Source organism: Mycobacterium intracellulare ATCC 13950 (genome assembly GCF_000277125.1).
In the GTDB taxonomy this organism is placed as follows: Bacteria; Actinomycetota; Actinomycetes; order Mycobacteriales; family Mycobacteriaceae; genus Mycobacterium; species Mycobacterium intracellulare.
In genome coordinates, this window is record NC_016946.1 from 4,484,922 (window position 1) to 4,509,852 (window position 24,931).

Below are 24,931 nucleotides of genomic sequence, written 5' to 3' on the forward strand. Positions count from 1 at the left end.
TTACGACCGCGACGGGGGTCGTTCGGTTCCACGAATTGTCATCCGATCGCGTGGGCGGATCTGACCGCCTGCTCGCACGCATCGCGGACCCCGCCCTCGTCGCCGGGTCTGCTCTGGCATCCGACGCTGATCCGCACGGGGCCGTCGAGCAGCACCGTCCAGCGCACCTCATGACCCGGGCGCACCTCGCGGTAGGTCACCGCCGACCGGCCCGCGCTGGTGCCGGACGGGTTGAAGTCGACGAACAGCCCGGCGGGCTCGGCGTCGATCGCGCGTTTCAACCGTTCGGCGGTGCCGCTGAGCGTCTCGCCGGCCACCGGCGACTGGGTGATGTGCAGCGCGACCTCGGGATCGGCCGGAGACGTGACCTGCACCCGCGCCGAGCCCGGCCCGGTGACCACCCGTCGCGTCGGCCATGTCGCCGGAACCGACAGCGCCACCCGGCCTTCCACCAAAAACGTCGTGGGCGTGGCCTCTACTCGCGTCGGGGGCACTACGCCGCGCCGGTCCGGCGCCATCGCAGCCGGCGCCGCCGCGGCGACGACGATGGCGGCGGCCCCCAGTGTGCCCAGGGCCCGCACCCGCGACGGGCGGGCGGTGGGAGGTGCCCCCGACGGCACCGGGCGCTGCGGGAGGGCCGCCCGCGCAAGCCGGGTGAAGCGAATATCGTTGATTTCCAGCACACTTGGTGCCGACGGCCCGCTCCCGCTTAGCCTCTGGGTGACCGACGCCGCCAGCGCCGACGCCCCGGCGACCGTGCTCGGCGTGTCGATCACCACCGCCGCGGGGGCCACGCCGGCGATGACATCCGCGACCGCTTCGGCGACGGATTGTGGATCGGCGTTGCGCGGTACGGCAGTGATCTCGCTCGCGGTGACCACCACCAGCCGCTCGGCGATTTCCACCGCCACCGTCGGTTCCGCGCGAGACGCCCGCGTCAGCAGCCACGATCGCGGGCGCGTCCGCACCGCACCGGCCACCCTCGCGGCGGCCGCGGTCACCACGCCCACCCGCGAGGAGGACCACCAGGACGGGTGCACGACGACCATGCCGTCGGCGGTTCGGCAGGTTGCCGCTCGCAGCGCGGCCTCCCACAACGCGTCGACGGTTACCGGCCGCTCCCCCACCAGCGCGACGCGGTCGTCGATCGCGTCCAGGGCGGACCGGATGACGTCGACCGTCTCGCCCTCGTCGATCGTTCCTGTGCCACAACATAACCGGCGGATAGTGCCCGGCCCGGCCTCGATGATCGGACGGTGTTCGCTCACGGCGGGCTCCATGCCACCTGGACGAGGTCTTCGTCGGCGGTACGGTTGGTCAGCAAGCCGCGGCCCGGCGGCAATTGCGCCGGCCGAGCGCGGCCGAACGGCGCGCCCTCGCTGGGAGATCCGCTCATCATCAGCGACATGCAACCGAGGTCACGCAGACCCGCGAGCACCGGCTCGAACATCGCGCGCTCCGCCCCGGCGCCGCGCCGGGCGACGACGAGGTGTAATCCCAAATCTTGTGCGTAGGGTAGGAATTCGGCGATCGGACCCAGCGGGTTTCCCGTCGGCGTGGCGACCAGGTCGTAGTCGTCGACCACGACGTAGATCTGCGGCCCGGACCACCACGCGCGGCTGCGCAACTCGGCCTGGCTCGCGTCGGGCGGCGGCATTCGTGCGCTCAGCAGGGCGAGCACGTCGGGCAGCAGCGCGGCCAACGCGGCCGGCGACATCGCATACCCGCGGAGATGCTCCGACTCGACAACGCCGAGCAGCGTGCGCCGGAAGTCGACGATCAACAGCTGTGCTTGCGCGGCGGTCTTCGTCCGGACCAGCTCACGGCACAAGGTACGCAGCGTCGCCGTCTTCCCGCACGCGTTGTCGCCGAGGATCACCAGATGCGGCTGACCGTCGAAATCGATTGCCGCCGGGCATAGTTCGCGCTCTCGCAGGCCGAGCAGCACTTGGGCGCGAAGCTCGGCTCCCGACCCGCGCACCAAGGTCTCGCGGTCCACGTGATCGGGCAAGAGCGGTATCGGCGGCGCAACCGAGTGACCGGCGGGCACCTCGGCGACGGGCCTTGCGACCACCATGTGCAGCCCGTCCCGGGACAGGCCCCGTCCCGGGCTGTCGTGCGGGACGTGCGCGGCGGCCTTGCGGTCCAGTTCGGAGTCGGCGGGATCGCCGAGCCGTAACTCGACGCGGGTGCCGAGCTGATCCCGCAGCGACGGCCTGACGTCGGCCCAGCGCGACGCCGACAACACCACGTGCACACCGAACGAAAGCCCATGGGTCGCAAGGGCGGTGATCGAGGCCTCCAGCGCCTCGAATTCCTGGCGCACGGTTGCCCAGCCGTCGATGACGAGGAAGACGTCGCCGAACGGATCATCGTTGGCGACGCCGGCTGCGGCCCGCCGGCGATAGTCGGCGATCGAGCCGATCGCGTGCTCACCGAATATGGCTTCACGCCGCCGCACGACCGACTCGCATTCGGCGACGATCCGCCCGACGAGTCGGGACTCGGCCCTGCCGGCGACCGCGCCGACGTGCGGCAACGACCGCACCGACGACAGCGTCCCGCCACCGAAATCCAAGCAGTAGAACTGCACCTGGCTCGCGTCGTGCGTGGCCGCCAGGGCGGTGATGAGTGTGCGCAGCGCCGTCGACTTGCCGGATTGGGGCCCCCCGACGATCGCCGCGTTGCCGGCGGCCCCGGACAGGTCGATCATCAGTGGCGTTCGGCGCTGTTCGAAGGGGCGGTCGACAAGGCCGATGGGGACGGCGGTCAGGCCGGCCGGCATGAGCTCCGCGCTGTGCAGCAGGGTGTGCAGCTGCGGAGCCGGCCCCAGCGGGGGCAGCCAAACCCGGTGCGCGGGCGGCCCCTGGCCGCGCAGCCGGTCCAGGACCGCATGGTAGATGGCCGGCGGGGAAGTCATGTTCGCCCGGTGGGTGCGACGGACCGCGCCGGTGACGCGGGTCGTGAACGCCTGGGCCGAGCGCGCCGCGGCGGGGGCCTTATCCGGGGAAGCGTCCGTCCGCAGCGGTCCCGAAACCGAGGCGGCCTGGAAGCGAATCGGTTCGCCACCGCCGATCCGCAGGAAGCCGGCGCCGGGCGCGGCGGGCAGCTCGTACGCATCGAGATTGCCCAGCACCGTGCGGGATTCGGCGGCGGACAGGGTCTTCAGGCACAGGCGGTACGACAGGTGGGCGTCAAGCCCGCGTAGCCGGCCCTCGTCGAGGCGCTGGCTGGCCAGCAGCAGGTGCATGCCCAGGGATCGGCCGAGACGACCGATCGCCACGAAGGTGTCGGCGAAATCTGGTTGTTGGCTGAGCAATTCGGTGAACTCGTCGACGATGATGAACAGCGCCGGGAGGGCCGGCAGCGCCCCCGGCGGGTCGCCGCTGCGGCGCGCGCCTTCGTAGGCCTCGACGCTGACGCAGCCCGCCGTGCGCAGCAGCTGCTGGCGACGATTCATCTCGCCGGCCAGCGCGTCGCGCATGCGGCTCACCAGCGGCGCGTCGTCGGCCAGGTTGGTGATCACGGCGGCCACGTGTGGCGCTCGCGCATAGTCGAGAAAGGTTGCCCCGCCCTTGAAGTCGATGAGCAACAGGTTGAGCGTCAGCGGGGGGTTACGGACCATCATGCCCAGCGCGATCGTTCGCAACAGCTCCGATTTTCCCGACCCGGTGGCACCGATGCAGAGCCCGTGCGGGCCCATCCCGCCCTCGGCCGGCTCTTTGATGTCCAGCTCGAGCGGTGCGCCCTGCATGGTGGTGCCGATGGGGACGCGCAGGCGGTCGCGGCGCGCCTGGCCGCGCCATAGCGTCGCCGGGTCGAAACGATGCACGTCGCGCAGACCGACCAATCCGGGCCAACCGGGATCACCGCCCCCCACGCTCCCCCGAAGACCGGCCAGCCGGAGGGCGCACACCAGCGCGTCGACGGGCTCCATCCGGTCGGGGCACGAAACCGGCGCCGTGTCGCCGGAGCGCCGGATGGTCAGCGGCGCACCGTCATTGACGTTGCCGATCGCGATGGTGATGGCGCCGCCGAGCGCGGCGGGACCCTCGTCCAGCTCGGCGACCACCACCACCCGAGTCGCCGAAACGCCCGCGAGCGCGCCCTGCGCCTGCGCGGCATCCGAATAGACCATCCGCGCCGGACCGGCCGCGTCGGAATCGCCGGGATGTTGGTTGTGCGGCAACCATTTCAGCCATTCCCAGTGGGCGCGATGCGGGTCGCTGACCGCGGCGGCGATCCGCACCTGATCGGGCGCATGCTGCACGGCGAGCTGGCAGATCATCGCGCGTAGCAAGCCACGCGCGGCCCTCGCGTCGCCGTCGATCGTCACCAGCGATCCGTCCCGCAGGTCGATCGGTACCGGCGCGACGACCGTCGAATACGCGTGGAGGAACCGGCGCAACGCCGTGTCGGTGACCGGGTCGCGTAGCTCCTCGGCAGCGAGCTCCGGCGCCACCAAACGACGGGCGAGCGGCTGGGGGCCCATGCCCACCCGCACGACGCAGAAGTCCGCGTCGTCCGGTCCGCGCTGCCACATCCGAGCGCCGCCGACCAACGTCCACAGTGTGTCCGGATGGGGATGACGCCGAATGGCGCACGCGCGCTGCGCCATAGCGACCTCGGATACGGATTGGCTGAGCCGACTCAGGTAGTCGAGATACCGTCCGCGGTCGGCATCGATGCCATCGCCGCGCCGGCGCGCCCGGCCGGTCAGCCCGGACGCCAGGGCCGAGACCAGCATCATCAGCGGAAAGGCCAGGAACACGGGGTTGCGGGCCATGGCGGTCCCCGACGCGAACGCGGCGGCCATGATGCCGATGCTCACCACGGAGATCGCCACCGGCAGCAGGCGGGGCAGCAGCCCGGGCCCCGCCGATGGCGGCAGGTCCGGTGGCGCCTCGACCACGATTGGCGCCTGTTGTGCCTCGGGCAACAACATCTCGGTCATCGCATCGCCTCCAGTTCGACGACGGTAGGGAGCACCGAAAACGGCGACAAGTCACCTGTGGACAGCCGGATACCGGGGCGTCGAAACCCGGCTATGTTCGCCAGGATCCGACCGAAGGGATCGCCATTGGCTGCATCCGATACCGGGCTGTGCCGGGTCCGCGTTCATTGGGGCACCGCCGTCGCCGATCTGGCGCTACCCGCCGGAGTGCCTGTCGCGGTGTTGATTCCGTCGCTCATCGACGCGCTCGGGGTCAGTCACGCCGACCAGGAGGCGGTGCGCTACCAGGTGTCGATCCCTGGCGCGTCCGCGCTGGACCCGTCGACGACGTTGGCGCAGAACCGCATCGGCGACGGCGCGGTCTTGGTGCTGAGCACACCCCCCGTGCCGTTACCCGCGCCGCGTTACGTCGACATCGCGCGGGAGGTGGCGGCCACGCTGGAGGGGCCCGCTCGGTTGCGTGGCGGTGCCGCAACTCGGCGGGTCACCCGGCTCTGCGGAGCGACTGCGGCCGTCGTCCTGACGGCGGTGGGCGGGCTGGCTTTGGTCCGAAACACCTTCAGCGACAGCCACCCTCGAGACGTCGGGATGACGGGCGCCGCTTTGGGATCGGCCGCCCTCGTCGCGCTCGGGCTTGCCGCGGTCGCGCACCGGGCCTACCGAGACCCGATCGCCGGGCTGGCGCTGAGCGTGATCGCCACCGTCTTCGCGGCGGTGGCCGGGTTTGTGATGGTGCCCGGTGGCCCAAGCGTTTCCAACGTGTTGCTGGCCGCCGCGGCAGCGGCCGTCACCGCCGTGCTGGCGATGCGGCTGTCGGGCTGCGGCGTCGTCGCGTTGACGGCGGCGGCGTGCTTCGCGGCGGCCGTCGCCGCGGCGGCGCTGGTGGGCGCGATCACCGCCGCGCCTGTGCATGTCATCGCGTCGGCATCCGCGGTCCTGTCGCTCGGTCTGCTCGGGGCGGCGCCGCGCATGTCCATCGCGCTGGCGAGGTTGTCGCCCCGATTTGCGACGACGGACTTCGCTGACCCCGGCCCGAGTGACTCGCGGGTGCCCGCGCAAGCGATCCGCGCCGACCGGTGGTTGGTGAGCCTGCGCGCGGGGCTGTCGTCGTCGGCCGGCGTCGGCGCCGCTCTCACCGTGCTCGCCGGCGCACCGCGGCTGTCCTGCATGGCGTTCGGGACCGTCACCGCCGCCCTGTTCCTGCTGCGCTGCAGGTCCGGCGCAGGCGCCGGGCTGCTGAGCTTTGCCGTCGGCGGAACCCTCATCGCGGCAACGACCTTCGGCGTCACGGTACTGCGCATGCAGATGCCCGGACCGCTTCTCGCGGCGGCGACGGCGCTGGCCGCCGCCGCGATGTACCTCGGGTTAGCCGCGACACCCTCCTCGCCCGTCGCGCTCCGATGTGTCGAAGTGCTCGAGTGGCTGGCGTGGTCGGCACTGGTCCCGCTGGCCTGCTGGATCAGCGAACTCTACGGCGCGGTCCGGGGATTGCATCTCACGTGAGGAACTCGCACGTTGGGCGCGTGCTCGCGGTGTCGGCGCTGACGATGCTCGCCGCGTTCGGAACGCCGCCGGCGCAGGCGGTTTCGCCACCCGGCATCGACGACAAGTGGCTGCCCGGGCCCGCCTTGCCCGCGCCAACGCGGCCGACCGTGCAGCGCGAGGTCTGCGCGGCGCTGACGCTCGACTCGAGGCCGGGCCGTAACCAGCCGCCTGGGGCGTTCGATCTCTCGGAGGTGTGGCGCCTCACCCGCGGCGCCGGACAACGGATCGCGGTCATCGACACCGGGGTCTCGCGGCACCGCCGGCTGCCCGACGTGGTGCCCGGGGGTGACTACGTGTCGACCGGCGACGGCACGCAGGACTGCGACGCGCACGGCACGCTGGTCGCGGGAATCATAGCGGCCGCAGCGGATTCCAAGTCGGACGGCTTCAGCGGGATCGCTCCGGAGGCCACGTTGATCAGCATTCGGCAGTCCAGCGCGAAGTTCGCGCCCGCCACCGACCGGTCCCGCTCAGGGGTGGGTGACGTCGACACCATGGCGAAAGCCGTTCGGACCGCAGCGGATCTGGGCGCGTCGGTGATCAACATTTCCTCGGTGGCGTGCGTTCCGGTGGCCGCCGCGCTCGACGACCGTGCGCTGGGCGCCGCGCTGGCCTACGCCGTCGACGTCAAGAATGCCGTCGTGGTTGCGGCGGCGGGGAATACCGGCGGCGCCGCGCAGTGCCCGCCGCAGCGACCGGACGCCACCTGGCAGACCATCACGGTCGCGGTCAGTCCCGCGTGGTACGACGACTACGTGCTGACCGTCGGTTCGGTGAACGCCGAAGGTGCGCCCTCGGGTTTCAGCCTTGCCGGACCTTGGGTCGATGTCGCCGCGACCGGCGAGGCCGTGGCCTCCCTCGCGCCGGATCCGGTGTCGGGCACGAGTTATGCCGCCCCGGTGGTGAGCGGCCTGGCCGCGCTCATCCGGGCCCGCTTCCCGGCGCTGACCGCGCGGCAGGTGATGCAGCGCATCGAGTCGACCGCGCATCATCCGCCCGCGGGGTGGGATCCGCTCGTCGGCAACGGCACCATCGATCCGCTCGCCGCGGTCAGCACCGGGATGGGCCCGCCCGCCACCACTCCCAAGCCGCCGCCTGCCGCGGCGCCGGCCGCCGTGTCGCCGCCGACGACCCGATCGCGCGATACCCGCGCCCGGGACACCGCGGTGCGCGGCGCCGCGGTTTGCCTCGTCGCGCTGACGGTCGCGCTCGCCGCCGGAGGGGTCAGAAGCCGGTTACGGGGAGCCCGCGACCGCGTCCCGGGCGATTGACGCGCCGCGTCTGCTCAGCTCCGGTCCCGCCGGCAAGAGCGTGAGGATCGACCAGGGCGCCGGGGTCGGCCCGGAGAGGCCGAGATCGTGCGCGGCGTCGTCGTCGGGGATGGCGAATCGCACCCCGGTGTCGACGATCAGGTAGCGGGTGCCGGCTTTGTCGCCCGCCCGCACGTAGGCGCTGCGGCCGGTCGGCACGTACGCGGCATCCAGCGCGGGACCCCGGCCGTCCGCCTGCGCCAGCGTCACCGCCGCCTGACCGGGCGGCACGGGCAGCCGGCCCCCCGCCAGCAAAGCCACCCCCGCTCGCCCGCCCGCCCAGCTGGCGCATAACGTGCCGGCGGCCTCCGGCAGCGTCGGCGCCCGGTCGGGGAAACCGGCCACGGGCAGCTCGGCGACGACGGGCGCGGCCCGGATCGCCGCGGGCGCGACGGTGATGGGACTGACCGTGCCCTGGGAGCTGCTAAAACGCATCAGGTCGGCGGCGACCTGGCCGATCCGCTGCACGCCGTCGGCCAGCACCGCGTAATACTCGTCACCGTCGGCGCGTGTGACGCGCAGCACACTGCCGACGCGAAACCCCGCCAGCCCGGGCGCGGCGCCCCCGAGGCCGCGGATGCGGGGCGCCGAGATCGGCGGCGCCTCGGGCATGGCGTTCAGCAACGCTTGCGAGACGAGCCGCGGCGCGTGGCCCTCGAGTCGGAGCGCCCGCACGACGGCCGCATCTTCCAGGTCCACGATGGCCCGGTGCCCGTCGTAGAGCAAATAGGCCGGCGAACCCGAGGAGACCGCGGCAAGGACGGCCTGCCCGGGGGGCATGCGGGTGACCCCGTTGTCGGCGACGGGGCCGACGATGACCGTCGTGCTGCTGGCGTCGTCACTGTCGCACATCGAGAAGGCCAGTTCCTGCGCGGGCAGGGGCCTGCCGACGAATTGCGGTGCACCCGGGATGCCCAGCAGCGGGCCGCGTTTGGCGCGCTCCAGGTCGGCCTCGCGGATCGGCTGCGGATCGGCGGCCGTCCCCGCGATGAGCCGCGCGGAGGCCAGGTTCGGCACCGGATGCCAGACATCGCCCACTCGAACGAACAGCGCACCCGAGTCCCGGGACATCACGATCTGCGCCCGATCCAACGCGACGTGCGGGCTCAGCAAACCCAGCAGCGCACAGCCCGCCAGCGCGAGGACCGTGAACACACACCCGGCTGCCAGCGATGCCGACGGCATCCGCGCCCGGGGACCGGTCGGGTATATCGCCTCGCCCAGCAACGCGCATTCGGTGCGGCGCACGAGGTACCGGTGAGCGCTGACGCGCAGCCACGTGGTCGGCTGACGCGGCACTGATCCCCCCACCCTGCGAAATCCGTCTGGGCCCACGGTAGGCCGCCGAACGGCCCCGCCGGAGCGCTTATCCACAGGTCGCAGGAGTTTCGCCCCGGCCGAAATTGGGTAAAATTGCCCGGTGAAAACTCACCGTGCAGCTCGCCTCGTCGGCCTGGGCGCTTCGGCCCTGGTGACCGCCGCCGGCCTCCTCGCCGCACCGGCTGCGACGCCGGTCGCCTCCGCCGATGACTGCCCGGACGTCGAGGTCATCTTCGCCCGCGGCACCAACGAGCCCCCCGGCCTGGGCCGGGTTGGCGATGCCTTCGTGGACTCGCTGCGTCAGCAGACGGGCGGGCTGAACATCCTGCCCTACGGCGTGAACTACGCCGCCAGCAAGCTGCAGCTGCACGGCGGTGACGGCGCCAACGACACCATCGACCGCGTGAAGAAAAGCGTGGAGAAGTGCCCGAGCACCAAGATCGTGCTGGGCGGCTACTCGCAGGGCGCCTCGGTGATGGACATCGTGGCCGGCGTGCCCATCGGCGGAATCAACTGGGGCAACTCGCTGCCGCCGCAGTACGCCGACAACATCGCGGCCGTCGCCACCTTCGGCGACGTGGCCGACCGCGCCGGCGGCACACTGCCCAGCCAGAGCAAGCTGCTGGGCTCCAAGGCCATCGACCTGTGCAACCCCAACGACCCGATCTGCCACGCCGGCCCCGGCAACGAGTGGAGCGGGCACACCGAGGGCTACGTCCCCGTCTACACCACCCAGGCCGCGGCGTTCGTCGCGTCCAAGCTCGTCGGCACCGGCCAGTCGGTGCCCGGGTACGGTCCGTCGTTCCCCGGCGCCGGCCCGCAGGTCCCGGGCCAGCCCGGGTACGGCCAGCAGACGCCGGTGTACGGGCAGACCCCGCCCGGGTCGGGCCCCTCGATCCACGGCGGCACCGGCACCGCCCCGGCGCCCGCGCCGCTCGCGCCCGGGCCGGTCACGTCCGTACCGCAAGCACCTCTCGTCTAAATCGTTACCGGCGGGTTATCAACGCGCGCTTAACATCTCTGTGTGAGGCTTATCCCTTTAGGGCTGGGCGTCGGATTGCTCGCGGGGGCAGCGTTATTGGTTGCCCCGCAATTGGTTCCCCGTGCATCGGCGTCCTGCCCCGGCGTTGAAGTGGTGTTTGCCCGGGGAACGGATGAGGCGCCCGGGATCGGGAAGGTGGGCGGGGCGTTCGTCAACTCGTTGCGCGAGCAGACCCGCAAAAGCGTTGGCGCATATGGCGTGAACTATCCCGCCGACAAGGACTTCCTGGCCGCCGCGGACGGCGCCAACGACGCGAGCAGCCACATCCAGCGCATGGCGGTGAACTGCCCCAACACCAAGCTGGTGCTGGGTGGCTACTCGCAGGGGGCCGCCGTCATCGACATCGTCACGGCCGCACCGGTGTCCGGCTTCGGGTTTCGCAGGCCGTTGCCGCCGGCGGCCGCCGATCACGTCGCCGCCGTCGCTCTCTTCGGGAATCCGTCCGGCCGGGCGGGAAACCTGATGAGCGCGCTGAGCCCGAATTTCGAGGGCAAGACCATCGACCTCTGCAACCCGGGCGACCCGATCTGTTCGGGCGGCCTGCGGTGGGCGTCGCATTTGAGCTACGTGCCCGGATTGACCAACAAAGCCGCGAGTTTCGCCGCGGCGAGGGTCTAGCGCGAGCGCACGTCCCTGGTGATGAGGTTGCGCGCGGCCAGCTGGTCGTCGGGCGGGTAGTCGACGCCGACCAGTGTCAGCCCGTGCGCCGGGGCGGTCGCGTAGTCGCTGGATCGGGCTGTGGCGCTGAGCAGTTCACGGCACCAGGAGACGGGACGGCGGTGTTCGCCGACGGCCAGCAGCGCCCCGACCAGGGAGCGCACCATCGACCAGCAGAACGCGTCGGCGCTGACCCGCGCGGTGATCAGGTCACCCTCGCGCGTCCACTCCAGCCGCTGCAGGTCGCGGATGGTGGTGGCGTTCTCGCGGTGACGGCAGAACGCGGCGAAGTCGTGCAATCCCAACAGGTCCCGCGAGGCGCTGGCCATGGCCTCGACGTCCAGGGGGCGCGGCCAGGCGGTGACGTAGCGGACCTGCTGCGGATCCACACCCCACGGCGCCGTCGACAGCCGGTACACGTAGTGACGCCGCAGCGCCGAGAACCGGGCGTCGAAACCCGCAGGGGCGCGGACGATGTCGACGACCCGGACGTCGGTGGGCAGGAACCGGCCCAGCCGGCGCAGCAACGGCAGAAACTCCGCCTCACCGACGTGCGGTGCACGCGAGTACGCGTTCGGCAGGGCCGCCGCGGGCACGTCGACATGGGCCACCTGCCCGGTGGCGTGGACTCCGGCATCGGTGCGTCCCGCCGCCCGCAGCCGCACGGGTGTGCGGAAGATGGTCGTCAGCGCCTCGTCGAGAACCCCGGCCACGGTACGCTGGCCGGTCTGAGTGGCCCAGCCTGCGAAACCTGTTCCGTCGTAGGCGATATCGAGCCGCAGACGGACGTCCTCGCTAACTCTCGTCAGCCTCGTCGTTCGCCTTCTCGGCGGCCTCGGCTTCGGCCCTCGCGGCCACGGCCTTGTCGGCCTTGTCTTCGGCTTCGGCCTGGGCCTTGGTCGGCTCGTCTGAGGCCTCGGAGGCCTGGGTCTCGGGCTTGGTCTCCGAGGCCTCGGCGGTGGCTTCCTCGGCCGTCGGGCCGACGGCTTCCTCAGGCTCGACGGCGGCCTGAGGCGCCGCCGCCGCCGCGACAGGAGCGTCAGACTTCTTGGACGCCTTCACCCGGCGGGCCCGATCGGCCTCGGAGGTGACCGTCTTCTCCCGCACCAGCTCGATCACGGCCATGGGCGCGTTGTCGCCCTTGCGCGGCTCGACCTTGATGATCCGGGTGTAGCCGCCGTTGCGGTCGGCGAAGAACGGCCCGATCTCCTCGAACAGGGTGTGCACGACGTCCTTGTCGCGGATCTTCTTCAGCACCTCCCGACGGTTGTGCAGCGCACCCTTTTTCGCGTGGGTGATCAGCTTTTCCGCATACGGCCGCAGCGCACGCGCCTTGGGCTCGGTCGTCTTGATACGGCCGTGCTCGAACAGCGACGTCGCCAGGTTGGCCAGAAGGGCCTTCTGGTGCGATGACGACCCGCCGAGGCGAGGACCCTTGGTGGGCTTGGGCATTGCGACTTCTCCTAATTGGGGCCGGTCCCCGTATCAGGTAGGACCGGGACGGACTTTCGCCAGTTGTGTCCGGTTCCTCAGCTGCCGCTGCACGGCCGCATCGTCACCGGACGGCCTTTAGAGCTGTTCGGTTTCCGCGTAGTCCTGGTCGTCGTAGGCGGCCTCGGTGGACCAGGTGCCGGTGGCGACGTCGTAGCCCGCGACCTGCGAGGGGTCGAAGCTCGCCGGGCTGTCCTTGAGCGACAGGCCCAGCTGGTGCAGCTTGACCTTCACCTCGTCGATGGACTTCTGACCGAAGTTGCGGATGTCCAGCAGGTCGGACTCGGTGCGCGACACCAGCTCGCCGACGGTGTGCACGCCCTCGCGCTTGAGGCAGTTGTAGGACCGCACCGTCAGGTCCAGGTCGTCGATCGGCAGCGCGAACGACGCGATGTGGTCGGCCTCCGCCGGCGACGGCCCGATCTCGATGCCCTCGGCCTCGACGTTGAGTTCGCGTGCCAGACCGAACAATTCGACCAGGGTCTTGCCCGCGGACGCCAGCGCATCGCGGGGGTTGATCGAACTCTTGGTCTCGACATCGAGGATCAGCTTGTCGAAGTCGGTGCGCTGCTCGACACGGGTGGCGTCCACCTTGTAGGTGACCTTGAGCACCGGCGAGTAGATGGAATCGACTGGGATGCGGCCGATTTCGGCGCCTGAAGCCCGGTTCTGAACGGCCGGCACGTAGCCACGGCCCCGCTCGACGACCAGCTCGACCTCGAGCTTGCCCTTGTCGTTCAGCGTCGCGATGTGCAGGTCGGGGTTGTGCACCGTGACACCGGCGGGGGGCACGATATCGCCCGCGGTGACCTCGCCCGGACCCTGCTTGCGCAGGTACATCGTGACGGGCTCGTCCTCCTCGGAGGACACCACCAGGCTCTTGAGGTTCAGGATGATCGCGGTGACGTCTTCCTTGACGCCGGGCACGGTGGTGAACTCGTGCAGCACGCCGTCAATGCGGATGCTGGTGACGGCCGCACCCGGAATCGAGGACAGCAGCGTCCGGCGCAGCGAATTGCCCAGGGTGTAACCGAATCCGGGCTCCAGCGGCTCGATGACGAACTGGGAGCGGTTGTCGGTGAGGACTTCCTCCGACAGTGTGGGTCGCTGAGAGATCAGCATGGTGTTTCTTCTTCTCCTTCTCGGCACCCGCTATTTGATGCCGTTGGGTTTTCGGGCCGGCCGGCCCGAAAGTCACTTACTTCGAGTAGAACTCGACGATGAGCTGCTCGGTGAGTGGGACGTCGATCTGTGCCCGCTCGGGCAGCTGGTGGACGAGGATGCGCTGACGCTCCCCCACGACCTGCAGCCAGCTCGGGATCGGCCGGTCGCCCGCCGTCTCCCGCGCGATCTGGAACGGCACGGTGTTCAGCGAGGAGTCCCGCACGTCGATGATGTCATACTGCGACACCCGGTAGCTGGGGACGTTGACGTGCACGCCGTTGACGCTGAAGTGTCCGTGGCTGACCAGCTGGCGTGCCATCCGGCGGGTGCGCGCCAGTCCGGCGCGGTAGACGACGTTGTCGAGCCGGCTTTCCAGGATCCGCAGCAGCTCTTCACCCGTCTTGCCGGGCTGCCGCACGGCCTCTTCGTAGTAGCGGCGGAACTGCTTTTCCATCACGCCGTAGGTGAAGCGGGCCTTCTGCTTCTCCTGCAGCTGCAGCAGGTATTCGCTTTCCTTGATCCGCGCGCGGCCGTGCTGGCCGGGCGGGTAGGGGCGCTTCTCGAACGCCTGGTCGCCACCGACGAGGTCGGTGCGCAGCCGGCGCGACTTGCGGGTGACGGGTCCGGTGTAACGAGCCATGAGTATCTCCTAGACCCTTCTGCGCTTCGGGGGGCGAACGCCGTTGTGCGGCTGGGGGGTGACGTCGGAGATCGCGCCGACCTCCAGTCCGGCGGCCTGCAGCGACCGGATCGCGGTCTCCCGGCCCGAGCCCGGTCCCTTGACGAACACGTCGACCTTCTTGACGCCGTGCTCCTGCGCCTTGCGGGCCGCGTTCTCGGCGGCCAGCTGCGCGGCGAACGGCGTCGACTTCCGCGAGCCCTTGAACCCGACGTGACCCGACGACGCCCAGGCGATGACGTTGCCCTGCGGGTCGGTGATCGTCACGATCGTGTTGTTGAACGTGCTCTTGATGTGGGCGGCGCCGTGCGGGACGTTCTTCTTTTCCCGGCGACGGGTCTTCTGCCCCTTCTTGGGGGCGGACGCTGCCTTCTTGGCTGGTGGCATGGGGGGTTACCTGGCCTTCTTCTTGCCGGCGATGGTGCGCTTGGGGCCCTTGCGGGTGCGCGCGTTGGTCTTGGTCCGCTGGCCGCGCACCGGCAGGCCGCGGCGGTGCCGCAGGCCCTGGTAGCAGCCGATCTCGATCTTGCGGCGGATGTCGGCCTGGACCTCGCGGCGCAGGTCACCCTCCACCTTCAGGTTGGCTTCGATGTAGTCGCGCAGGTGGGTCAGCTGGTCGTCGGTGAGGTCCCTGGTGCGCAGGTTCTTGTCGATCCCGGTCGCTTCGAGAATCTCGTTCGAACGGGTCCGGCCGACGCCGAAGATGTACGTCAGCGCGATCTCCATCCGCTTGTCACGCGGCAGATCGACGCCTACTAGTCGAGCCATAGGTGGCGTTTCCTCTTTTTCTCGGCGGAGGTCTGATCCCAGCCCGTTCCCGATCTATCCGGGGCCCGGCCTCCGTCCGGGCGTGGATGAGCGACGTATTCGCTCAGTGGTGCTGGGAGGTCTGCATTCAGTTGTGTTGGTACCGCGGGGCGCCTGGCTCAGCCTTGGCGCTGCTTGTGGCGCGGATCGGAGCAGATCACCATGACCCGCCCGTGCCGACGGATCACCCTGCACTTGTCACAGATTGGCTTGACGCTCGGGTTCACCTTCACGGCTGTTCGATCCTGTTCTGTGTCGTTCGTAGGTTGTTCTGATCGGGCTTGTTACTTGTACCGGTACACGATGCGGCCCCGGGACAGGTCGTAGGGAGACAACTCCACCACCACCCGGTCCTCGGGCAGGATGCGGATGTAGTGCTGCCGCATCTTGCCACTGATGTGGGCAAGCACCTTGTGACCGTTCTCCAGCTCAATGCGGAACATCGCATTGGGCAGCGGCTCGACCACGCGGCCTTCGACCTCGATGGCGCCGTCTTTCTTGGCCATAACTAGTTAACAATCCTCATCGTTTAGTCTCGTTCGCGTCTGCGCCCAGATCGGCGCGACATGGCGCACCGACTTGTAACGTGAGCCGGTGACAGGAAATTCCTAGGACTGGACACACCGAAAGTCGGCGCGGATGCCGCACCGTCGTTCCACGATACCTGGTCATCGGCGTCCACCAAAATCGCTGTCGGCGGAAGGCGGGCCGCCCGCTCGACCTCCCACACGCCCGCTGACGAGCGCATACTTAACGCCGATGACCAACCCCTCAAGCCAGCGCAAGCCCGTCATGCTCACCGTCGACGACGACCCCTCGGTTTCGCGGGCGGTCGCGCGCGACCTGCGTCGTCATTACGGCGAGGACCACCGGATCGTGCGCGCGGAGTCGGGGCCCGACGCGCTGGGCACCCTCAAGGAGCTCAAACTGCGCGGCGAGACGGTCGCGCTGCTCATCGCCGACTACCGGATGCCGCAGATGAGCGGCATCGAGTTCCTCGAGCAGGCGATGGACCTGTATCCGGCGGCGCGCCGCGTGCTGCTGACCGCCTACGCCGACACGCACGCCGCCATCGACGCGATCAACGTCGTCGACCTGGACCACTACCTGCTCAAGCCGTGGGACCCGCCCGAGGAGAAGTTCTACCCCGTCATCGACGGGTTGCTGGACGCCTGGCGGGCCGCCCCCGAGCACCCCGTCCCGCACACCAAGGTGATCGGCCACCGCTGGTCGGCGCGGTCCTGGCAGGTGCGCGACTTCCTGGCCCGCAACGGCCTCTACTACACCTGGTTCATGGCCGACGAGCCCGCCGGCGAGCGGCTGCTCAACGCGGCGGGCGAGGACGGACTGCGGCTGCCGGTGGTGGTCACCCAGCGCGGCGACACCCTCGTCGAACCCACGGACGCGCAGCTGGCCGAGACCCTGGGCCTGACCACCACGCCGTCGCAGGAGTTCTACGACCTGATCGTGGTCGGCGGCGGGCCCGCGGGCCTGGCCGCCGCGGTGTACGGCGCCTCCGAGGGCCTGCGCACGGTGCTCATCGAACACATCGCGACGGGCGGTCAGGCCGGGCAGAGCTCGCGCATCGAGAACTACCTGGGCTTCCCGGACGGGGTTTCGGGCGGCCAGCTGGCCGACCGCGCCCGCCGCCAGGCCGAGAAGTTCGGCGCCGAATTGATCACCGCCCGCAAGGCGACCGCCCTCGAGGTGAACGGGTCCAAGCGCACCGTGCGCTTCGCCGACGGCGGCTCGATCGACGCGCACGCGGTCATCCTGGCCACCGGCGTCGCCTACCGCCAGCTGGACGCCGAAGGGTGCGCCGCCCTGACCGGCTGCGGCATCTACTACGGGGCGGCGGTCTCCATCGCCGCGGAGTGCGAAGACGAAGAGGTCTACGTGATCGGCGGGGCCAACTCGGCCGGGCAGGCCGCCATGTACCTGTCGCGCACGGCCAAATCGGTCAACATCGTGGTGCGCGCCCCCTCCCTGGAGGCGTCGATGTCCTACTACCTGATCCAGCAGATCGAGGCCAACCCCAAAATCAACGTGCTGACCTGCACCGAGGTGCAGCGCGCCACCGGCGACGGCCACCTCGAGCAGCTGAGCCTGGTCAACAACCGGACCGGCGAGACCGAGGACGTCACCTGCGGCCGGATGTTCATCTTCATCGGGGCCGCCCCGCGCACCGACTGGCTGGACGGGGTGCTGGCCCGCGACGACCACGGCTTCATCCTCACCGGCCCGGACCTGCGCAACGTGTGCGGCTGGACGCTGGACCGCCCGCCGCATCAGCTCGAAACCAGCGTGCCGGGGGTCTTCGCCACCGGCGACGTCCGCTCGACGTCGGCCAAGCGGGTCGCGGCCGCCGTCGGTGAAGGGTCGATGGCCGTGATGCTGGTCCACCGCTACCTGGCCGAATCATGACCGGCGCCGAATCGATCAAGGTCCCCTGCGAGCCCGACGAGCTGCGCAGCCTGTTTTTGTTCGAGGCGCTCACCGACGAGCAGCTTGCGGTGCTGTGCGCGGCGGGCCACATCGAAACCTACGAACCGGGCCCGATCTGCGTCGAAGGCGAACCAGCGACCTGCTTCTACGTGCTGATCGAGGGCGAGCTGATGATGTCCAAGCTCTCCGGCGGCCAGGACATCGAGACCAACCGCACCTCGCAGCGCGGCGTGTACTGCGGGGCCTGGCGGGCGTTCACCGGCGGCAAGCAGAAGAGCTACGACGCCTCGGTGCACGTGACCCGGCCGTCGCGGTTCTTCGTGATGGACGCGCCGGTATTCGCCCAATTCATGCGCGACCAGTTCCCGATGGCCGTCCACCTGCTCGACGGCATCGCCGTCGGCACCGACCGGACCCGCCGCATCATCGACAACCGGGAGAAGCTGCTGGCGCTGGGCCGGCTGTCGGCCGGGCTGACCCACCAGCTCAACAACCCGGCCGCGGCGATCTCGCGGGCCGCGTCGGATCTGCGCGAACGGGTGGCCAGCATGCGGCACAAGCTGGCGATGCTCGCCGACGGCACCGTCTCCCCCGAGGCGCTCAGCGCCCTGGTCCGGCTGCAGGAGAGGGTCGCCGAGCAGGTCGCGAAGTCCGCCTCGCAGCATCTGAGCGCGCTGGAGACCGCCGACCGCGAGGACGCCGTCGGCGACTGGCTGGAGGCCCACGGCATCGACGGCGGCTGGGACATCGCGCCGACGTTCGTCGAGGGCGGCATCGACACCGATTGGCTGGAGCGGATTTCCGCGGTCAGCGAGGAGCTCGCGTCGACATCGGCGGAGCAGGCGATCCGGTGGATCAACTACACCATCGAGAGCGAACTGCTGATGAACCAGATCCTCGAAGCGAGCAAACGGATTTCGGCCCTGGTCGCCGACGCCAAACAGTATTCGCAGCTTGATCGCGCGCCGTTCCAGGTGACCAACGTGCACGAGCTGCTGCGCAGCACGCTGGTGATGTTCGCCGACCGGCTGACCAAGGACGGCGGCAAAAACTCGCACGCCATCGCCGTGGTCAAGGACTTCGACCAGTCGCTTCCCGAAATCCCTTGCTATCCAGGTGATCTCAATCAAGTGTGGACCAACATCATCGACAACGCGATCGCCGCGATGCGCGATACCGGCGGCACGCTGACCATCCGCACCTGCCGGGAAGGCGAGCACATGGTCCGCGTCGAGATCTGCGACACCGGCCCGGGCATACCCGAGGACGTGCGCGAGCACATCTTCGAGCCGTTCTTCACCACCAAGCCGTTCGGCGAGGGTACCGGCCTGGGCCTGGATCTGGCGTTCAACATCGTGGTCAAGAAGCATCGCGGGGACCTGCGGGTGGAATCGGCGCCCGGCGACACCCGATTCATCGTGCTGCTGCCACTGCAACCGCCCGCCGCCGACGTCGCCCCCGAACTCGACGGCCCGGAAGAAAACGTCACGACCCCGGAATAGGACTGGAATAGGGCCGCACCGCGCCCGGTTGGGAAGACCATGACCGATGCAGCAAGCAAGCCCGATCTCGGCCGGTTCGGATCGTTCGGACGCGGCGTCACACCCCAGCAGGCCAAGGACATCGAGGCGCTGGGCTACGGGGCCGTCTGGGTCGGCGGGTCGCCTCCCGCCGAGCTGTCCTGGGTCGAACCCCTCCTGGAAGCCACGACGACGCTGCAGGTGGGCACCGGCATCGTCAACATCTGGACCGCGGCCGCCAAGCCGGTCGCCGAGTCCTTCCACCGCATCGACAAGGCGTACCCGGGCCGCTTCCTGCTCGGCATCGGCGTCGGCCATCCCGAGGCTCATACCGAGTACCGCAAGCCCTACGACGCCCTGGTGGACTACCTGAAGCAGCTCGACGACTACGGGGTGCCCGCCAACCGCCGGGTCGTCGCCGCGCTCGGGCCGCGCGTGCTCAAGCTGTCCGCGGAGCGCTCCGCCGGAGCACACCCGTACCTGACCACGCCGGAACACACCGCGCGAGCCCGCGAGATCATCGGCCCGTCGGCGTTCCTGGCCCCCGAGCACAAGGCGATCCTGACCACCGACGCCGAGAAGGCGCGGGCGGTCGGCCGCAAGGCGCTCGACGTCTATTTCAATCTCGCCAACTACCGAAACAACTGGAAGCGGCTGGGTTTCGGCGAGGACGAGGTCACCCGGCCGGGCAGCGACCGGCTGGTGGACGCGGTGGTGGCCTATGGCACCGTGGACCAGATCGCGGCGCGGCTCACCGAGCACCTCGAGGCCGGCGCCGATCACGTCCCGGTGCAGGTCCTGACCAAGGATGAAAACCTGGTCTCGGCGCTGGCCGAACTGGCGGGGCCACTGGGACTGAATCCGTCCTGACGACCGGCAGGGGGAGCTGGATGACCGAGGGAGTTTCGCTCAAGCCCGACCTGGGCCAGCTCGGCGTGTGGCTGCCGACGCGATCCATCCAACCCGAGTTGGCGGCGGGGATCGAATCGCTGGGCTACGGCGCCGCCTGGATCGGCGGCTCGCCGGACGCCGAGTTGTCCTGGGTCGAACCGGCCCTGGCGCGCACCACGTCGCTGCAGCTGGCCACCGGAATCGTCAACATCTGGTCGGCGCCCGCCGCGGCCGTCGCCGAGTCGTTCCGCCGCATCGAAACTCACCACCCGGGAAGGTTTTTGCTCGGCGTCGGGGTCGGCCACCCCGAGCACACCCAGGAGTACGTCAAACCGTACGACGCCCTGGTCTCCTACCTCGACGAACTGGACGCGGCGCTGGTGCCGACCAGCCGCCGGGTGGTCGCCGCGCTCGGGCCGCGGGTGCTGCGGCTCGCCGCGCGACGCAGCGCCGGCGCACATCCCTACCTGACCACCCCGGAACACACGGCCAAGGCGCGCGAGTTGCTCGGCGGGGCAGTGTATTTGGCGCCCGAGCACAAGGTGGTGCTGAGCACGGACGCCACACAGGCCCGCGAGATCGGCCGCCAGTCCGTCGAGCATTATCTGGGCCTGAGCAACTACGTGAACAATTGGCTGCGGCTGGGGTTCACCGAAGCCGACGCGCGCACGCCCGGCAGCGATCGGCTGATCGACGCGGTGGTCGCCCACGGCACCCCGGAGGCGATCGCGGGCCGGCTGCGCGAGCACCTGGACGCCGGAGCCGACCACGTGGCCATCCAGGTGCTGGGCGGCTATTCCGAAGAAACCCTGCTACCTGCGCTGACCGAATTGGCCGGCGCTCTGGGGCTAACTGCCGCAAACTGACCCATCGGCTCGGATAGGGTTTGGGGCATGCGGTTACTGGTCACCGGCGGCGCTGGTTTCATCGGCGCCAATTTCGTGCACAGCACCGTTCGCGAGCACCCCGAGGACTCCGTGACCGTGCTCGACGCCCTGACCTATGCGGGCCGGCGGGAGTCGCTGGCCGGCGTCGAGGACGCCATCGAGCTGGTGGTCGGCGACATCACCGATGCCGAACTGGTGTCGCGGCTGGTCGCCGAATCCGACGCCGTGGTGCACTTCGCCGCGGAGAGCCACGTCGACAATGCGCTGGAGGGCCCCGAGCCGTTCCTGCACACCAACGTGGTCGGCACATTCACCATCCTCGAAGCGGTGCGGCGTTACGGTGTGCGGCTGCACCACATCTCGACCGACGAGGTCTACGGCGACCTGGAGCTCGACGACCCCCAGCGGTTCACCGAGGCGACGCCGTACAACCCGTCCAGCCCCTATTCGGCAACCAAGGCCGCCGCCGACATGCTGGTACGGGCCTGGGTGCGGTCGTACGGGGTGCGCGCGACGATCTCGAACTGCTCCAACAACTACGGGCCGTATCAGCACGTCGAGAAGTTCATCCCGCGGCAGATCACCAACGTGCTCACCGGGCGGCGACCCAAGCTCTACGGCGCCGGCGCCAACGTCCGGGACTGGATCCACGTCGACGACCACAACAGCGCGGTGCGGCGCATCCTGGAATCCGGCGAGATCGGCCGGACGTATTTGATCAGCTCCGAGGGCGAGCGCGACAACCTGACCGTGTTGCGGACGCTGCTGCAGATGATGGGCCGCGAACCCGACGACTTCGACCATGTCACCGATCGCGCCGGCCACGACCTGCGCTACGCGATCGACCCATCGACGCTGTACGACGAATTGTGTTGGGCGCCAAAGCATACCGACTTCGAGGAGGGGCTGCGTGAGACCATCGACTGGTACCGCGCGAACGAATCATGGTGGCGCCCGTTGAAGGACGCCTCCGAAGCCCGCTACGAAGAACGTGGGCAGTGACGTGGAAGTTCGCGAGCTGAAAGTTCCCGGCGCCTGGGAGATCACCCCCGCCGTTCATGGCGATTCGCGGGGTCATTTCTTCGAATGGCTGACCGACAAGGGATTCAGGTCCTTCGCCGGTCACCGGTTGGATGTTCGGCAGGCCAATTGCTCGGTGTCATCGGCCGGCGTGCTGCGCGGCCTGCACTTCGCCCAGGTGCCGCCGAGCCAGGCCAAGTACGTGACCTGCGTGCGCGGGGCGGTATTCGACGTCGTCGTCGACATCCGGGTGGGCTCACCGACATTCGGTCAGTGGGACTCAGTGCTGCTCGACGATACCGAGCACAGGACGATCTACCTCTCCGAGGGCCTCGGACACGGTTTCCTGGCGCTGCAAGACAATTCGACGGTGATGTACTTGTGCTCGGCGGAATACAACCCGCAACGCGAACACACCATTTGCGCAACCGATCCGGCGCTGGGGATCGATTGGCCTCTAGTGGACGGCGCTCCGCCCACCCTGTCCGACCGCGACGCGGCGGCCCCCAGCCTCGATGACGTACGCGCCTCCGGCCTGCTCCCCACGTGGGAGGAGACGAACGCGTTCGTCGAGGGTTTGCGGGCAAAGCCCACGAATTGACGCGGGTGATCGGCATGCCCATCTGAGGCGATGTGCGTTATCCCGCACCATTGTTGACGCGCGCGGCGCGCAAAATCATTTGCACCGCCTGAGCTGCCTATTAGACGCATATCTATTAACGTTCCCATTGCGGGCGCCGAATTGGACCAGTACCGTAAACCGGCCCAATTCAGTATTCGGTGGCGCTAGGATTGCGCCGATGAAACTCGGGCAGGTGTTCGATCCGCGAAGCAATGCGCTCAACGCATGGCGGTTAGCGCTCGCGGGCGAGGTCATCTTCTGGCACACCTACCCGGTCCGGGGTCATCTGCCTTCGGTGCGGGCCGTTCTTCAGCTGCTGCTCTGCGTCGGCGTCGACGGATTCTTCGCGATCTCGGGCTTTCTCATCACCGCGAGTTGGATGAGCAACCCGCGGCTGCGCGCGTACCTGGCCGCGCGGGCGCTTCGCATCCTGCCCGGCTTCTACGTCTGCATGATCGTGACGGCGTTCGTCTTCGCCCCGCTGAGCGTGGCGATCCAGGGCGGCTCCGCGGCCAGGCTGCTGTTCTCGTTCGCCCCGTTCGAATATGTCCTCAAGAACATCGCGGTGATGTGGCTCAAGCCCGACGTCGGCGGCACCCCGCACGACATTCCCAACGCGGGCATCTGGAACGCGTCGCTGTGGTCGTTGTTCTGGGAAGTGATGTGCTATCTCGTCGTCGCGATCATCGGCGTCGCCGGACTCGCCAACCGCCGGTGGGTTTCCCCGGCCATTTTGGTGGTCGCGGCGATCGGGGCCTCGATGATGCCACCGGTCACCTTCCCCGAGGTGTTCAATCGTCCGACCGGCAACGTGGGCATCGTCATCGTCTTCCTGGCGTGCCGCGCCGCAATCATGTTTGCGGCGGGAGCGCTGCTGTACCAATGGCGCGATGTCATTCCCGCGCGGTGGTCGCTGGTCGCGGTGAGCGTGGTCATCGTGTTGCTGGCCGGCCAGCTGCCCGATTACCGGGTGGTGGCCGCCGTCCCCCTGGCGTATGCCGTGGTCGTCTCCGGCTCCCTGCTGCACAACAAGCGCTTGAGATTACGCACCGACGTGTCCTACGGCATGTACATCTACGCGTACCCGATGCAGCAGCTTTTGGCGGTCCTCGGCTTGCTCAGCCTCAATCCGTTCGTGTTCTGTCTCACCGTGGCGGCGGCGACACTGCCGCTGGCCGCGGCGAGCTGGTTCCTTGTCGAAAAGCCGGCGAGGTCCCTGAAGGCGCGCATCAAACGAAAAGCGGCGGGTGCCCGCGAAGCGGCGATGGTGCTGCCTCCGGAGGTCACGGGCGCCGCGTAGCTGCGGTCGTGGCCACAGCCCAAGGACTCACGCGACGGCGCGACCGGCTTCACCGGTTGTCACCGACCACCGGCCTCTGGCCGATACGATGGCGCCGATGGTGCGTGGCGTGACGGGGGTTGGAGGCAGATGAAGCTCGGACAGGTATTCGATCCGCGAAGAAACGCGCTCAACGCGCTCCGGCTGGCGCTGGCGGCCGAGGTGATGCTGTTCCATTCGTGGCCGATCACCGGACACATGCCCCCCAAGTCGACTCTGCAGCTTTTCTTCTCGGTGGGTGTGGACGGGTTTTTCGCGATCTCCGGCTTCCTGATCACCCGGAGTTGGCTCACCGACCCGCGCCTGCGTGACTACCTCACCGCCCGCGCCCTTCGCATTCTGCCCGGTTTCTACGTCTGTCTGATCGTGACCGCGTTCGTTTTCGCCCCGCTCAGCGTGGCGATTCAAGGGGGGTCGGCCGCCAAGCTGCTGGGGTCCACCGCGCCGCTCGAGTACGTCCTGAAAAACAGTGCGATCGCCTACCTGCAGCCGACGATCGACGGAACGCTGCACGATCTACCGGGTGGAAACACCTGGAACGGCTCGATGTGGTCGTTGGTCTGGGAACTGCTGTGCTACTTGTTCGTTGCCGCTATCGGCCTGGCGGGACTGGGCAATCGTCGCTGGGTATCCCCCGTGGTTTTGGCGGTGGCAACACTGGGAGCGTTGGTCTTGCCGCCCCTGACATTTCCCGGGGTGTGGACCATTCCGCAGCTCGCGGTGCGCGCGGCCATCATGTTCGCGGCCGGAGCCGTCATGTATCAGTGGCGAGACGTCATCCCCGCCCGATGGTCGCTGGTCGCGGTCTGCCTCGTGATCGTGGCGGCGTCCGGGTTACTGCCCGATTACCGGGTGGTCGGTGCGCTTCCGCTGGCCTACGCCGTCGTCGTCTCGGGCTCCTTGCTCAAGAGCGAACGGTTGAGGCTGCGCACCGATTTGTCCTATGGCGTCTACATTTACGCCTTCCCGGCCCAGCAATTGCTGGCCGTCTGTGGACTCGCGACGCGCCTCCACCCGGTGCTGTTCTTTCTTGCCTCGGTCACGGCCACCCTGCCGCTCGCCGCGATCAGCTGGTTCGTCGTCGAGAAACCCTCGATGTCCCTCAAACGCCGGCTTCGGGTCAAGTGGTCGGCTCCGGTCCCGTCCAGCTCCGACGAGGCGGGCCCCGTCAGCGCGGCCAACGCCGTGGCCGACCGGCCGGCTACGGAGGCCCCGGGTACCGCCTAGGCCGGGTCGTC

General features: G+C 69.3%; 23 protein-coding genes. 12 read left to right on the plus strand and 11 right to left on the minus strand.

Annotated elements, in window-relative coordinates; all coding sequences use genetic code 11:
- Positions 1–38 precede the first annotated feature (38 nt).
- The gene (locus OCU_RS45655) at positions 39–1,268 is read right to left on the minus strand and encodes a type VII secretion-associated protein (protein WP_036459799.1); all 1,230 of its coding nucleotides are present in this window, start codon (positions 1,266–1,268) and stop codon (positions 39–41) included.
- Positions 1,265–4,954: a type VII secretion protein EccCb gene (eccCb, locus tag OCU_RS45660; protein ID WP_014381072.1), complete on the minus strand. Its 3,690-nt coding sequence runs from the start codon at positions 4,952–4,954 to the stop codon at positions 1,265–1,267. Before eccCb ends, OCU_RS45655 begins: the two co-directional genes overlap by 4 nt.
- A 93-nt stretch (positions 4,955–5,047) precedes the next feature.
- On the opposite strand from eccCb, the gene eccD reads away from it, so the two are divergent.
- Entirely contained in the window at positions 5,048–6,457 is a 1,410-nt protein-coding gene (gene eccD, locus OCU_RS45665; protein ID WP_014381073.1) for a type VII secretion integral membrane protein EccD, read from the plus strand.
- The gene (gene mycP, locus OCU_RS45670) at positions 6,454–7,770 is read left to right on the plus strand and encodes a type VII secretion-associated serine protease mycosin (RefSeq protein WP_372457226.1); all 1,317 of its coding nucleotides are present in this window, start codon (positions 6,454–6,456) and stop codon (positions 7,768–7,770) included. Before eccD ends, mycP begins: the two co-directional genes overlap by 4 nt.
- Here mycP and eccB read toward each other — a convergent pair.
- A complete protein-coding gene (eccB, locus tag OCU_RS45675) occupies positions 7,735–9,108 on the minus strand; it encodes a type VII secretion protein EccB (protein WP_014381075.1) in 1,374 nt (457 codons plus the stop codon). The two genes, mycP and eccB, sit on opposite strands and share 36 nt — an antisense overlap.
- 121 nt (positions 9,109–9,229) lie before the next feature.
- On the opposite strand from eccB, the gene OCU_RS45680 reads away from it, so the two are divergent.
- Positions 9,230–10,111 carry a cutinase family protein gene (locus OCU_RS45680; protein ID WP_014381076.1) on the plus strand — a complete coding sequence of 294 codons (882 nt, stop codon included), beginning with the start codon at positions 9,230–9,232 and terminating at the stop codon, positions 10,109–10,111.
- Positions 10,112–10,153: 42 nt separating this feature from the next.
- Positions 10,154–10,789 (plus strand): cutinase family protein, encoded by a 636-nt coding sequence (locus tag OCU_RS45685; RefSeq protein WP_036459660.1) that lies wholly within the window; start codon positions 10,154–10,156, stop codon positions 10,787–10,789.
- Here OCU_RS45685 and truA read toward each other — a convergent pair.
- The 8 genes from truA to infA form a co-directional block, all read right to left on the minus strand.
- Positions 10,786–11,637, minus strand: a complete 852-nt coding sequence (gene truA / locus OCU_RS45690; protein WP_080587947.1) for a tRNA pseudouridine(38-40) synthase TruA — start codon at positions 11,635–11,637, stop codon at positions 10,786–10,788. The two genes, OCU_RS45685 and truA, sit on opposite strands and share 4 nt — an antisense overlap.
- Entirely contained in the window at positions 11,624–12,280 is a 657-nt protein-coding gene (gene rplQ / locus OCU_RS45695) for a 50S ribosomal protein L17 (RefSeq protein ID WP_014381079.1), read from the minus strand. Before rplQ ends, truA begins: the two co-directional genes overlap by 14 nt.
- Positions 12,281–12,397: 117 nt before the next feature.
- Positions 12,398–13,441 (minus strand): DNA-directed RNA polymerase subunit alpha, encoded by a 1,044-nt coding sequence (locus OCU_RS45700; RefSeq protein WP_008260253.1) that lies wholly within the window; start codon positions 13,439–13,441, stop codon positions 12,398–12,400.
- Positions 13,442–13,517: 76 nt separating this feature from the next.
- Positions 13,518–14,123, minus strand: a complete 606-nt coding sequence (rpsD, locus tag OCU_RS45705; protein ID WP_009952905.1) for a 30S ribosomal protein S4 — start codon at positions 14,121–14,123, stop codon at positions 13,518–13,520.
- Between the two features lie 9 nt (positions 14,124–14,132).
- Entirely contained in the window at positions 14,133–14,549 is a 417-nt protein-coding gene (gene rpsK, locus OCU_RS45710; RefSeq protein ID WP_008260256.1) for a 30S ribosomal protein S11, read from the minus strand.
- A 6-nt stretch (positions 14,550–14,555) separates the two neighbouring features.
- Positions 14,556–14,930: a 30S ribosomal protein S13 gene (gene rpsM / locus OCU_RS45715; RefSeq protein WP_008260257.1), complete on the minus strand. Its 375-nt coding sequence runs from the start codon at positions 14,928–14,930 to the stop codon at positions 14,556–14,558.
- 158 nt (positions 14,931–15,088) lie between these two features.
- Positions 15,089–15,202 (minus strand): 50S ribosomal protein L36, encoded by a 114-nt coding sequence (rpmJ, locus tag OCU_RS50705; protein WP_003879483.1) that lies wholly within the window; start codon positions 15,200–15,202, stop codon positions 15,089–15,091.
- 51 nt (positions 15,203–15,253) lie between these two features.
- Positions 15,254–15,475 carry a translation initiation factor IF-1 gene (gene infA, locus OCU_RS45720; RefSeq protein ID WP_003418601.1) on the minus strand — a complete coding sequence of 74 codons (222 nt, stop codon included), beginning with the start codon at positions 15,473–15,475 and terminating at the stop codon, positions 15,254–15,256.
- 253 nt (positions 15,476–15,728) lie between these two features.
- Here infA and OCU_RS45725 point away from each other — a divergent pair, with 253 nt between their 5' ends.
- From OCU_RS45725 to OCU_RS45760, 8 genes are all read left to right on the plus strand, one after another.
- The gene (locus OCU_RS45725) at positions 15,729–17,393 is read left to right on the plus strand and encodes an NAD(P)/FAD-dependent oxidoreductase (RefSeq protein WP_014381081.1); all 1,665 of its coding nucleotides are present in this window, start codon (positions 15,729–15,731) and stop codon (positions 17,391–17,393) included.
- Positions 17,390–18,916 carry an ATP-binding protein gene (locus tag OCU_RS45730; RefSeq protein ID WP_014381082.1) on the plus strand — a complete coding sequence of 509 codons (1,527 nt, stop codon included), beginning with the start codon at positions 17,390–17,392 and terminating at the stop codon, positions 18,914–18,916. The genes OCU_RS45725 and OCU_RS45730 overlap by 4 nt, the downstream gene beginning before the upstream one ends.
- A gap of 39 nt (positions 18,917–18,955) precedes the next feature.
- Positions 18,956–19,804, plus strand: coding sequence for an LLM class F420-dependent oxidoreductase (locus OCU_RS45735; RefSeq protein WP_014381083.1), 849 nt, complete (start codon positions 18,956–18,958; stop codon positions 19,802–19,804).
- A gap of 20 nt (positions 19,805–19,824) precedes the next feature.
- Positions 19,825–20,691: an LLM class F420-dependent oxidoreductase gene (locus OCU_RS45740; protein WP_014381084.1), complete on the plus strand. Its 867-nt coding sequence runs from the start codon at positions 19,825–19,827 to the stop codon at positions 20,689–20,691.
- Between the two features lie 27 nt (positions 20,692–20,718).
- Positions 20,719–21,714: a dTDP-glucose 4,6-dehydratase gene (gene rfbB, locus OCU_RS45745; protein WP_014381085.1), complete on the plus strand. Its 996-nt coding sequence runs from the start codon at positions 20,719–20,721 to the stop codon at positions 21,712–21,714.
- A gap of 1 nt (position 21,715) precedes the next feature.
- Positions 21,716–22,333, plus strand: coding sequence for a dTDP-4-dehydrorhamnose 3,5-epimerase (gene rfbC, locus OCU_RS45750; RefSeq protein ID WP_036459800.1), 618 nt, complete (start codon positions 21,716–21,718; stop codon positions 22,331–22,333).
- Positions 22,334–22,532: 199 nt separating this feature from the next.
- Positions 22,533–23,654, plus strand: a complete 1,122-nt coding sequence (locus tag OCU_RS45755) for an acyltransferase family protein (protein WP_014381087.1) — start codon at positions 22,533–22,535, stop codon at positions 23,652–23,654.
- Between the two features lie 129 nt (positions 23,655–23,783).
- Positions 23,784–24,920, plus strand: a complete 1,137-nt coding sequence (locus OCU_RS45760) for an acyltransferase family protein (protein ID WP_009952895.1) — start codon at positions 23,784–23,786, stop codon at positions 24,918–24,920.
- Positions 24,921–24,931 lie beyond the last annotated feature (11 nt).